General features: G+C 45.7%; 12 protein-coding genes. 3 read left to right on the top strand and 9 right to left on the bottom strand.

The genetic code is table 11. The annotated features are described in order from the left end of the window. Positions 1-78: 78 nt before the first annotated feature. Complete coding sequence (gene argC, locus QT998_RS22615) at positions 79-1,137, top strand: N-acetyl-gamma-glutamyl-phosphate reductase (protein ID WP_333092981.1); 1,059 nt, start codon at positions 79-81, stop codon at positions 1,135-1,137. A gap of 127 nt (positions 1,138-1,264) precedes the next feature. Here the strand turns inward: argC and eno are convergent, their stop codons facing one another. Next, positions 1,265-2,545: a phosphopyruvate hydratase gene (eno, locus tag QT998_RS22610; protein ID WP_194008157.1), complete on the bottom strand. Its 1,281-nt coding sequence runs from the start codon at positions 2,543-2,545 to the stop codon at positions 1,265-1,267. 426 nt (positions 2,546-2,971) lie between these two features. On the opposite strand from eno, the gene QT998_RS22605 reads away from it, so the two are divergent. Next, a complete protein-coding gene (locus QT998_RS22605) occupies positions 2,972-3,892 on the top strand; it encodes a calcium-binding protein (RefSeq protein WP_333092982.1) in 921 nt (306 codons plus the stop codon). A 335-nt stretch (positions 3,893-4,227) separates the two neighbouring features. Here QT998_RS22605 and QT998_RS22600 read toward each other — a convergent pair whose 3' ends face one another. From QT998_RS22600 to QT998_RS22590, 3 genes are all read right to left on the bottom strand, one after another. After that, a complete protein-coding gene (locus QT998_RS22600) occupies positions 4,228-4,878 on the bottom strand; it encodes a nucleoside triphosphate pyrophosphatase (protein ID WP_333117215.1) in 651 nt (216 codons plus the stop codon). A 192-nt stretch (positions 4,879-5,070) separates the two neighbouring features. Further along, entirely contained in the window at positions 5,071-5,610 is a 540-nt protein-coding gene (psbP, locus tag QT998_RS22595; protein ID WP_333092984.1) for a photosystem II reaction center PsbP, read from the bottom strand. Positions 5,611-5,755: 145 nt separating this feature from the next. After that, a complete protein-coding gene (locus QT998_RS22590; RefSeq protein WP_194008161.1) occupies positions 5,756-5,968 on the bottom strand; it encodes a chlorophyll a/b-binding protein in 213 nt (70 codons plus the stop codon). A gap of 238 nt (positions 5,969-6,206) precedes the next feature. On the opposite strand from QT998_RS22590, the gene QT998_RS22585 reads away from it, so the two are divergent. After that, a complete protein-coding gene (locus QT998_RS22585; protein WP_333092986.1) occupies positions 6,207-6,911 on the top strand; it encodes a hypothetical protein in 705 nt (234 codons plus the stop codon). A gap of 502 nt (positions 6,912-7,413) precedes the next feature. On the opposite strand, the gene larB is transcribed toward QT998_RS22585, so the two are convergent. The 5 genes from larB to ispF form a co-directional block, all read right to left on the bottom strand. Then, positions 7,414-8,187, bottom strand: coding sequence for a nickel pincer cofactor biosynthesis protein LarB (gene larB, locus QT998_RS22580; RefSeq protein ID WP_333117213.1), 774 nt, complete (start codon positions 8,185-8,187; stop codon positions 7,414-7,416). 216 nt (positions 8,188-8,403) lie between these two features. Beyond that, complete coding sequence (locus tag QT998_RS22575) at positions 8,404-10,176, bottom strand: ABC transporter substrate-binding protein (protein ID WP_333117212.1); 1,773 nt, start codon at positions 10,174-10,176, stop codon at positions 8,404-8,406. Positions 10,177-10,204: 28 nt separating this feature from the next. Next, positions 10,205-10,777 carry a PIN domain-containing protein gene (locus QT998_RS22570; protein ID WP_333117210.1) on the bottom strand — a complete coding sequence of 191 codons (573 nt, stop codon included), beginning with the start codon at positions 10,775-10,777 and terminating at the stop codon, positions 10,205-10,207. A 7-nt stretch (positions 10,778-10,784) separates the two neighbouring features. After that, positions 10,785-11,303, bottom strand: coding sequence for a hypothetical protein (locus QT998_RS22565; protein WP_333117208.1), 519 nt, complete (start codon positions 11,301-11,303; stop codon positions 10,785-10,787). Between the two features lie 33 nt (positions 11,304-11,336). After that, a complete protein-coding gene (gene ispF, locus QT998_RS22560; RefSeq protein WP_333117265.1) occupies positions 11,337-11,816 on the bottom strand; it encodes a 2-C-methyl-D-erythritol 2,4-cyclodiphosphate synthase in 480 nt (159 codons plus the stop codon). Positions 11,817-11,857 lie beyond the last annotated feature (41 nt).

Genomic DNA, 11,857 nt, shown 5'->3' with positions numbered 1-11,857 from the left:
CCAAAGTTGACGTTTGGTACTACAATGCAGCAAAAGTTCAAGCGATTTTGACTTCAACGGCTGAGGGGATAAAGGAAAATGGGAGATGTTGGACGTGTGCCTGTAGGAATTATCGGCGCTTCAGGTTACGGCGGCGTGCAACTTGTGCGACTGCTGGCAGATCACCCAGCGGCGGAAGTAGTGTATGTGGGCGGGGATAGCAGTGCGGGAAAACCTTTTTCCAGCCTTTATCCGCATCTGACTAACTGCATTGACTTGACTATTGAGGCGATCGACTTAGATCGAGTAGCGGAAAAATGTGAAGTTGTGTTTCTGTCGCTGCCCAACGGTTTAGCTTGCCAAATGGCACCGAAGCTGATCGAAAAAGGCTGCAAAGTCTTGGATTTGTCGGCTGATTACAGATTTGAAAATCTAGAAACTTACAAAGCTTGGTACGGTGGCGAGCGATCGGACTCTGCTCTAGCAGCAACCGCTGTTTACGGTTTGCCAGAATTGTATCGCGATCGCATTAAAGACGCTCAATTGGTAGGCTGTGCCGGTTGCTACGTCACCGCTAGCTTATTAGCCCTGGCACCCTTGCTAAAACAAGGTCTAATCGTACCAGAAACAGCAATTATCGACGCTAAATCAGGAACTTCGGGAGGAGGCCGCAAAGCCGAAGTTAATCTGTTATTAGCAGAAGCTGACAATTCCATAGGCGCTTACGGAGTTGGCCGCCACCGCCACACCCCAGAAATTGAGCAAGTTTGCAGCGATTTAGCCGGACAAGATATCAAAGTCCAATTTACTCCCCACCTGATACCGATGGTGCGGGGAATTTTGGCAACTGTTTACGCAAATTTGCGCGATCCGGGATTGGTGCGGGAAGATTTAATCACGATTTTTAGCGCTTTTTACCGCAATTCTCCTTTAGTAAAAGTCTTGCCGGCTGGGGTTTATCCGCAAACAAAATGGGCTTGCGGCACGAATCTTTGTTACATTGCCGTGGAAGTCGATCCCCGCACCGATCGGGTAATTGTGATGTCGGCGATCGACAATTTAATTAAAGGTCAAGCCGGTCAAGGCATTCAGTGCATGAACTTGATGATGGGTTGGGAAGAAACTTTGGGTTTGCCTCAATTGGCTTTCTATCCTTAAATTGGGAATTGGGAATTGGGCAAACAGGGCATCGGCCAAACAGGGCATTGGTTCTGAAAATTAAAAACTAACCGATTACCAATTACCCATGCCCAATTACCCATTCCCCATTACCCATTCCCAAATTTTACTTTGGCCCGTAACCGATCGCACCAGCATAGATCGCCCGATCGCCCAATTCGTCCTCAATCCGCAACAAACGGTTGTATTTAGCAACCCGTTCGCTGCGACACAAAGAACCAGTCTTGATTTGACCGGCGCGAGTCGCTACCGCTAAATCAGCAATCGTGGTATCCTCAGTTTCACCAGAACGGTGGCTGATGACCGATCGATAGCTGTTTCGTTTGCCGAGGTCGATCGTATCCAACGTCTCCGTCAAAGAACCAATTTGATTCAGCTTAATCAAAATCGAATTGCTAGCCTTCAAATCAATTCCCTTTTGCAAGCGCGTGCGATTAGTCACAAACAAATCGTCACCCACCAACTGAACTTTGCTACCCATTTTCTGAGTCAGCGCCACCCAACTGTCCCAATCGTCTTCGTGCAAACCATCTTCAATAGAAACGATCGGATATTGACCAGCCAAACCATCCAAATAATCGATTAATTCCGCCGGCGAATGAGCCACACCGTCGTAAGTGTACTGCCCATCTTTGTAAAACTCGCTAGCAGCAACATCCAAAGCCAAAGCAACTTGTTCCCCAGGCTTGTAACCAGCTTTTTCAATTGCCATCATCAACAAATCCAAAGCTTCCTGATTGGAACCCAAATTAGGAGCAAAACCGCCTTCATCCCCAACACCAGTCAGCAAATTTTTATCTTTCAAGACATTAGCCAGACTAGCAAATATTTCTGCTCCCCAGCGCAAAGCTTCCTTAAAAGAAGGCGCTCCCACAGGTACAATCATAAACTCTTGAATGTCTACATTGTTGTCCGCGTGGGAACCACCGTTGATCACGTTCATCAAAGGTACGGGTAAAACGTTCGCTAAAGTGCCGCCCAAGTAGCGATAAAGGGGGAGTCCTAAAGTCTCGGCGGCAGCCTTTGCTGTGGCTAGGGAGACTCCGAGAATGGCATTGGCTCCGAGGTGGGATTTGTTGGGGGAACCGTCCAAGTCAATCATGGTTTGGTCTACCAGTGCTTGGTCGATCGCATCCAAATTAGCCAAAGCGGGGGCAATTTTGTGCTCGACGTTAGCAACAGCCTTCAAGACTCCTTTCCCGCCGTAACGATTTTTGTCGCCGTCTCGCAATTCGTGGGCTTCAAAAGAGCCTGTAGATGCACCGCTGGGAACTTGGGCCAGGCCAACAACACCGTTGGCTAGATAAACTTCAGCTTCAATGGTGGGGCGGCCGCGGGAGTCGAGAATTTCTCTGGCTTGAATAGATTCGATCGCAGTGTCTTGCATATTAACGATTCCTGACTTAACTCAATGGTTGATGACAATTAGCATTCAGCAGGCTTTCGGTAACTGACTGCTAACGGGTAATAGAGTACGCGATCCCCACAATTATTAGCGCTCATTTCAAACTTTTTGCGGATTTGGGCGATCGCTTTGGTGTCAACAAGCAATATTTGTTGAAAAATGATCTTAGATCGTTTTGACAGTAATTTAATTTTTTTCACAGCAGATTCGCGCAGAATAGTTAATTGCAACCGGGAGCATATGTGCGCGAGCATCTGTAGCTGTCTGGCGCGCGAGGGGAGCAAGCGCACGCGAGCGAGAGCAAACGCACAGTAAAAAAATGCTTGTTGCAAAGCCCCAGATGCTCCCATTGAAACCTTTGTTAAGATCAGAAGATCGACAAACTCAATCAAACAGGAAAAACCTAAAATGTTAGAAACAAATCCTGGAGAAGTTAGAGCATTAGCTGAAAACGCCGACCCAATTATTCCCGATCCCCCAAACATCAGATTACTGACAGGGCCTTTACCAAATTCAGGTAGCGATCCCAACTTTTTTGACCTTACTCCCAATGACGATATCGTTCAATTAGCTAACGGAATTCTCCGCAACACTCCTGGAGGTTTGCGGGCCTTAGCCGGCGACGATTTTGTCCGAGGTTCTGGCGGTGCCGAACTGATGAACGGGAACAGCGGCAGCGATACTTTAATCGGAGGTTGTGGGAACGATACTATTCGCGGCGGTCAAGATTTTGACATCCTGTACGGAGAATGCGCTAACGATGTTCTGAGTGGAAATTTAGGCGATGACGTAGCTTACGGAGGTACGGGAAATGATTTTGTTCGAGGCGGTAAAGGCAGCGATAATTTAGTAGGTGAAACTGGCAATGATACTCTGATTGGTGATGCTGGAATCGATCGACTTTGGGGAGGAGAAGGTGCAGATTTATTTGTCCTCAGAAGAGAAGCTGAAGCAACTTCGGGAGAAATTGGTTCGGATCAACCGCGTCCTGCTGGCAATTTTCTGGGTCAAGTAGATGAAGTGCCGGCAGATTTTATTCTCGACTACAATTCTGCCCAAGGTGATGTAATTGGATTGGCGGGAGGATTGACGCGAAATGACATTGTTTTGAGCGAAAGGTTTTTAACAATTGGTGATGCCAGAGATTACGACAGCAGCGGCCCTTTTCCTCCCGGACAGCCCCGAACTCTTGATTTTAGAGTGTTAAATACTAAGGCGACGGTGATTCGAGAAGCTAGTACCGGCAATATTTTGGGTTTGGTGAAAGATGTTTCGCCTTCTCAACTTCAGTTTATCTCTGTATCCGACGGGGCGATCGCCCTTGGATAGGATTTGTGAAAAAAACCAGTTTCTTTGGTTGTGATCCGTAGCCCAGAAACCGGGTTTTTGCCAGAAGAATTCGTTACAATGCAGAAACTCCAAAAAACCCGGTTTCTTAGATTCGCGCGGGTGGCCAGAAACGGGTTTTTATGAAAAAACCTCGTTAAGCTGTTCTACATTTAAACTGTATGTCAAAAAACAATAAAACTATTGTGGGGTGGGCTTTGAGCATCACCCTGAACATACAATTTAAATGTCCGACAGCTTACAGGTGTAGAAACCCAAAAAAACTCAGTTTCTTGAATTAGATTCGTAGACCAATTTTCCGATCAATCCAGCCAACATTAAAATTTCCAAAAATCCGCCACATCATATCCCATTTCGCCCAGCATTTGCCGCAGCAGAGGCAAACTCAACCCGATCACATTCGTGTGACAGCCCTCGATTTTTTCCACAAAAAATCCGCCTTTACCTTCCAGTGCAAAACAGCCAGCACAGGCGAGGGGTTCTCCGGTAGCGACGTAGGCCGCAATTTGGCGCGAGGTAACTTCGGCAAAATGAACTTTTGTAACTTGATAGCGAACGATCGATCGCTCGATTGCGCGATCGAAACTATCAAATCTCGTATCAATTAAAGCATGACCTGTATAAAGTTCGCCAACTTTTCCGCACATTTTCTGCCAGCGCAAAATTGCTTCTTCGGCATCCTTCGGCTTGCCGTGAATTTCGCCATCAATGACCAAAATTGAATCGCATCCCAACACCAAACACGATTTGGGATTGGGGATTTGCGGGTGAGAATTAGCCAGCAAAAAGCTAGCTACAGCTTCAGCTTTTCCCTCTGCTAAAACTTGGACTAATTGAGTACCGTCCCTCATTTGTATTTGCCCTTCATCAAAGTCGCTGGGGCAAATCACAGCTTGAATCCCAGCACTATTTAGTAGGCTGCGGCGCGCCGGGGAAGCTGAAGCCAATACAAAAGTTGGAATTTTCATAATTTAAGAAGTCATTAGTCATTAGTCATTAGTCATTAGGGGCGGTGGATGGTGCGCGCGTGCCCTCCTGCCGTCATCAGTTATCAGTCATCAGTCATTAGTCATTAGTTGGCTTTAATAACATTGCACAATCCACAATGCTTTCGACCCAATTCCCCATAACTAATAACTAATAACCAATAACTTTTTAACTTAATAAACAGAGAAAGATTTAACGACTTTCTCAAAAGCTTCTTTTACCTTCGGCCAGCGTTCTTCGGTAGTGGAAACGTTAATGGTAAAAAGTTTGCCGCGGCTGACGGCTACGCTGGCTAAGTTGTGCCGTTCTTGGTTTGGGAGTTTGACGGCGTATTCTAAAATGTAATAGCTTTTCGATCGCGATTCGCGAGCTTCTGCACTGATTAATTCAGCTTCGCGGCCAGAATCTGTCGAGACGAGGGAATTTTTGCTAAGCTTGTATCCCACTTCCGTAGGCGTTCCCAAATCTGCCAAAGTTTTCCCCTTCGCGACTGGACTGATTACCACGCTGACATTCTCGGTTTGCTGGATCAAATCGCGGAACACCACATCGGGCCCATTAGAAACTGCGATCGGCAGCCAGCCATTAGGATAGAGAAATTGATAGCCGTCGCCAGTATCAATGTGGCTTTTGAGTCCGGTCACTTGAGACACACAACCGGTCAAGGTGAGGCTTAGAACCACCAGAAGTAGGGCCGCAATTCGTTTGAGCATTATTTTTACGCGAGTAGGGTAACACTAAAATATTTAATTTTAATTATCTCACCAAACCTAGCCCCTAAAAATAGTTAAGCTATGGATTGCCATTTGTGCATCGCTGGCAAGCCATAGCCGTAAAGTTTAATTTTTAACAAAATCATTACAGGTTGGTTAGCCAGCTAATCAGTCCGTGCTTGGTCGAAACTTCTAAAGCCAAGAGAGAAACAAAGCCAATCATGGCAAGGCGGCCGTTTAAACGTTCTGCGTAGGGGGTAAAGCCTGTGCGGGGTTCGTCATCGATGTATACTGTCGGCTCGATCGCAAAATTGTTCATTTTACCTTGGTCGTCCAGCATTAAGCCTTTGTTAGTCATGTCTGTTTCCTAAATTGTTTTTCATGTACTGTAACTAAATGTAACAGACTTATGAAGAAATGTAAAGGATTGCGTAATTTTTTTTTTCAAATACCCTATTTTGACCTGAGTTTCCACCAAAAATCCCACAGTAGACAAGCTCTCAACCCTTATATAATCAATTATTCGCATATTCGCAATTTTCAAATCTCAAATCCTCTGAGAGTAGACTCTGAGCCCAAGACGGGGGAGGATAGAGTTGAGACGTGCAGAAGTCGATGGTGTGTGGCAAATCCGGTCTGGGTTTGACGAAAATTGTGGAACGGAGGAAAAGTTTATGCGGGCCAGTCTGGAAATGCGGTGGTTTTATAACGGTGCGTTGCCAAAATCGATCGGGCAATGGTTTGGAAGCGATAGTCTCGGAGGGTATCTGTCGCCTCCAGAAGAGCGCGAAGACATATATTTGCTAGTACCCGGTTGCGACTACTTGGGAGTCAAGTTGCGCGGGAAAGCCCTAGAAGTAAAGTGGCGCCAGGGAGAGTTAGGGGCGATGCAGTTCGGCAACCGCTGGGAAGGCAAGGCCGAGAAGTGGCTCAAGTGGGTTTGTGCCGACACGATGGCGCCGGTATCGGCGGATATTCTGGCAACAGGAAAGTGGATGGGAGTCAAGAAAAAGCGAGCGCTGCGTCTTTACCAAGTTTCAGCCCCCGGTTCCTTAATGTCTGTAATGTCTGTGCCAGTAGAAGCCCCAGTTCCCCAAGGTTGCAGCGTCGAAGTTACTCAATTGAACATTAACGGCAATCCCTCTTGGACTTTGGGATTTGAAGCATTTGGCAGCGAAAGTTGTCTGACAGAAAACCTGCAAACAGTAGCTAATTGGACTACCAAGACCTATCAGGCTCAAAAGTTGAAAGCAGAGGATTCTTCCGGTTATCCGCATTGGCTGGATGCTCAGGGCGGCTGAGCTTGATGTTTGGGATATGTCTGCATTTGTTCAAACAATCCCTAGGGCGGGCGTTCTGAACCCGCCCTCAAGAATATAGCCTTTCTCAAAAATGTAAAAAATCAATCGATTTGAGATTGTAGATTGTAGATTTTAGATAGCTCGTTACCAGACTCTGCCTCTGTTGAACCTTGGGCTTCGGGAGAGAAGACTTGCATTGAGTCACCGAATCGATACAGAAACCGCAGATTCAAGGCGGATAATTAAAACTGCGATCGCGCGTCCGATCGATTACCATAACAAAAACGGTTTGTAGTGCGTTCTGGAATCCGCTCTTAAACCGAGGACTCCAGAACGCACCTTTCCCAGAAACCAGATTTTTGTACCAAAATCCTTCACTGCAATCCGCCGAAAAAGTAAAAAACCCGATTGCTTTATCGGAAGTGCGTCCAAAACTGTTCGGGATAGTTTCTGTTGGGAGTACAATGCAAGTTTAAGGCAAGTTAAATGCAATACAGCTTATTTAATTTTTCCCTACTTTGTCAGCAGTTCTTAAGATTTGACAAGCTAAAATTGCCGCCCCAAATCCGTTATCAATATTAACCACACCCACACCAGCCGCACAAGAATTAAGCATAGTTAAAAGAGGAGCAATCCCGCCAAAACTCGCGCCGTAACCCACACTCGTCGGCACAGCAATCACCGGACAATCTGCCAAACCCGCAACCACACTGGCCAAAGCACCTTCCATACCCGCAACCGCAATCAACACATCAGCATCGGCAATAACGTGTCGGTTGCTCAGCAAACGGTGAATGCCGGCAACTCCCACGTCCCACAAACGCCGCACCTCAAAACCGCAAAGTTCCGCCGTCACAGCCGCCTCTTCCGCCACAGGCAAATCCGCCGTTCCCGCACTGATAATAGTCACAGTACCCGGATGCTGCGGAGTTGGGGAATCAGCAGAAATTGAACAAATTCGAGCCTTTTGGTAGTAGCACAAATCGGGTATTTTTTGTTGCAATTGCTCGAAAACTTCCGGTTCAATTCGCGTCGCCATCACCACTGGATTTCGCCCACGCATCGCCTCGACAATCTCAACAATTTGGTCTGGCGTTTTCCCTAGGCCCAAAATGACTTCAGGAAAACCAGTTCTTAAGGTGCGGTGATGGTCAATTTTGGCAAAATTGCCTACTTGTTGAAAGTCAAAATGCTTTAATTTATCCAAAGCTGCGGTGGGACTTACATCGCCTGCCGCCACAGATTCGAGTAATTTTTGTAAAATTTCAGGTTGCATAAATATTAGTCAGTTGTCAGTTGTTAGTTGTCAGTTGTCAGTTGTCAGTTGTCAGTTGTTAGTTGTCAGTTGTCAGTTGTTAGTTGTCAGTTGTCAGTTGTTAGTTGGTAGGGGCGGTGGATGGTGCGTGCCCGCCCTCTTAGTTGTTAGTTGTCAGTTGTCAGTTGTTAGTTGTCAGTTGTTAGTTATCAATAACCAATAACCAATAACAACTAACTATTCTGCCATTTTCAGTTCGTACAAATTCCAGAAAGCACCACCGATCGCACTATAGCGAATTCCCGAAATGCGATCGCGCACCGCCTCAAAAGTCAGCGGATTGACCATATAAATAAAAGGCACTTGTTCCGCTATAATCTCCTGCGTCTCCCCATAAAGCTCCTTGCGCTTCGCCTCATCAAGCTCTTGGGAAGCCTTCACATAAAGGTCATCGATTTTTTGCTCCCATTGGTACACTTCCCAACCCTTAATCGGCGGTTCTCCAGCTTGCGGGCCCTGGTTGAAACTGTGCAAAGTCCCATTAACAGACCAAATATTGTAGCCGCTGTGCGGTTCAGTACCTCCCGTAAAACCGCCGAGGTAAGTATCCCAATTCCGCGTCAGGCGCAGCTTTTCCACGTAAGTATTAAAACTCAGGAACTGCGTGTCAATTTGCATCCCCAATTTGCCCAAATCTTGCTTAATTTGCGTGGCCATTTGTTCCCGAACTTTTTTCCCTGCAGCTATCAACAAAGTAAATCGGACTTTGTTGCCCCCAGCATCCAACAAGTCGCCGTTACTATTATATTTAAAACCAGCATTCAACAGCAACTCTTTCGATTTTTGCGGATCGTAATCGTAAGTTTTTAATCCCTGTTCGGGAGACAAGTAAAAGGGACTTTGTGCCGGAATTGGGGAATACAGGGGCGCGCCAAGTCCGCGATAGATATTGTTAGTCATGGCGGATCTGTCTATACCGTAGGCTACGGCCTGCCGAAATTCCTGATTGGTAAACCAGCGAGACTTAACCGGGTCTACAAACGGTTGATTTTGAGCATTGCGCCCCTGATTCAGATTGAAGGTCATAAACACACTACCAGTGTCCGGGCCACCGTTAAAAACCGTATATTTGCCGCGTTTTTCCTCTCGTTTCAACAGAGGGAACACCTCTGGCTGCACGTCCAGAGTATCCAAATCGCCCGATCGAAAATTCAACAGTTGATTGTCAGTATTTTCAATAATTTGCCAAACAATTTGCTGGATGTAGGGCTGAGCATTTCCCTCAGCATCTTTGCGCCAAAAATACGGATTTCGTTCCAAAACCACGCGCTGATTGGGAGTATAGCTTAGCATTCGGTACTGACCGTTACCGACAATTTTTTTAGGGTCAGTATCCGTGCCCCAAGTAGACAGGAATTTAAGATTTCCGTCTGCATCTGTATTTTCGACAGCTTCCTGTAAAATATGAGCTGGTAAAATCGGGATTCCCCCAGCATATCTAATAAAAGGAGCAAAGGGTTCTGCAACGGAAAATTCTACGCGGCGGCTGTCAATTTTTTTGAGTTTGGGGAATTGGCGACTCATGCCAACTCTCAGAGTATCTTTTAAACCGCTAGGGATTTTGTCATTGAAATAAATCTTTTCATAGCTGAATATAATGTCATCTGTTGTCATGGGTTCGCCGTCAGACCATTTCAATCCCTCTCGCAGGGTGAAGACAATCTTTTTGCCATCTTTAGATACTTTCCAGGACTCTGCTAAACCTGGTTCTAGCTGAGATGTCAAGCCGTTTTCGTTAATCAATCCCTCGTACATATAGCCAAAAACGCTATATGCAGACTGATTTAGCGGGTAGTTGAAGGTAGACGGGCCGCTGGGGGTGGGAACTACGAGTCTGTTGGTTAATTGCGATCGGGCGGGACGACAAGCAGACAGACTGATAGTGGCAATTAGAGCTAGCAAAATAGCCAACCAGCGGCGCTTTGAATGTAAAATAGAGAAATTTTTCATAATAATTTACTGTACCATCTACGTGCGATTATGACTGAGATTGTAGCCAACCTAGAAAATCTTTAGTGACCGAGAAATACTTGGTTATTCCTGATTCTCGCAAAGCATCTTGAACTTCCGGCACACTAAATTCTTTTGTATTATTACTCAAAAATACCTTGATTTCATGAGTGTGTAAGTGTGCGTGATTCAAGATGCAGTGGAGAATCAAATTATCTGTCGGATCTTCTTCAATGAAAACTGTATTCAAGCTTTCTCGCAGTGTATCTGCTTTTAGTTCCATCATCTCCACCTTGTCAGCCAATAATTCAAGAGCCTCAAAAAGACGTACTTTAATATTATTGAGCAATCCTTCATTTTCATTCAAAGACTCTTCTACATGGAATAAAAGAGACTTAGCATAAGGCGAAGTAAGATCGCGCTTGAGCTGGCTAATTTGTTTTTTCTGTTCATCTGCAAAACGGTTGCGGCGCTTGATCTCGTCTTCTAAAGCCGAGAGAGCTTCCATGCAGCAAATAGCAGGTATGGCAATGCGGACTGATGTTGGGACACTCAGTAACAAGTTATTGGCATCAGGATCGCGCCCTGTAGCAATACTCATCAAAAAGTTAGTTTCTATATATAAAATCACCACCAATTTCTACCCTTGACTTTGTTGTTCCACCTGCTAGCAGCGGCAGCAAACCTATTTCTGCCATCTGTTCCGATGCTGGTGGAATCTCCGACTTCCAATTATAAGCTAAGTCACGCAACCATGCTTCAATCAGCCTAGTTAGGTATGGTACAAATATCCGCTGATCGCCTAATTTTGAGTCATAATAGTGAAGGATGTCAGGCGTTTTTAACGATAAAACAGCTTCAGATAAAACAGTGCCATCCCATTTAAAAACGATTATATCTTCGAGAGTGACAATCATAGCATAAGGAATTACCACATTTTTTTCGGAGAGCTTTGAGAGGAAATGTTTTATTTGTTTGAGCGCGCTATCGATAATCCTCTGGGTGGCTGCCTTTTCTTTAGCTTGATTAATTTTGACCTCGATTAGCACGACTATGCGATCGTCCTTATCCAATGCGATAATATCCGCGTCTATGGGTAACTCTAAATCCAAGGTTTCAGTTTGCATGGTTTTGGTCTTCCTAAAACGTAGATTAAAGTTCTATTTTAGCATCAACAAAACTACAGCGTAGGCGGCGATTCCTTCTTCTCTCCCCACAGGGCCTAACTTTTCGTTGGTAGTAGCTTTGATGCCTACTTGGTCTGGTTTTAGTTGTAGAACACCTGAAAGCCGATCGCGCATTTGCTCAATATGCGGTTTCAGCTTTGGACGTTCGGCCACCACCACCGAATCAATATTGCCGATTTCCCAGCCTTTATCTAATATTAACTGATTGACTTGTGCTAGCAAGACGAGACTATCAGCACCTTTCCATTTCGGGTCAGTTGGAGGGAAATACAGCCCGATATCTCCTAAGCTCAGAGCTCCAAGCATGGCATCCATGATAGCGTGGGTAAGTACGTCTGCGTCGCTGTGTCCTAATAAGCCTAATTCGTGGGGAATGTGGACGCCGCCGAGGATGAGGGGGCGTTCTGGAACTAAGCAGTGAATGTCGTAGCCGTTGCCGATGCGGATGTTCATGTAAAGTAGATGTTTGGGAAGTATAGCAAAAGACAATTATT

It is taken from the genome of Microcoleus sp. S1D4 (assembly GCF_036700765.1).
GTDB lineage: Bacteria > Cyanobacteriota > Cyanobacteriia > Cyanobacteriales > Microcoleaceae > Microcoleus.
Note: the sequence above shows the minus strand (reverse complement) of the source record. Positions and strands in the feature narration are given on the sequence as shown.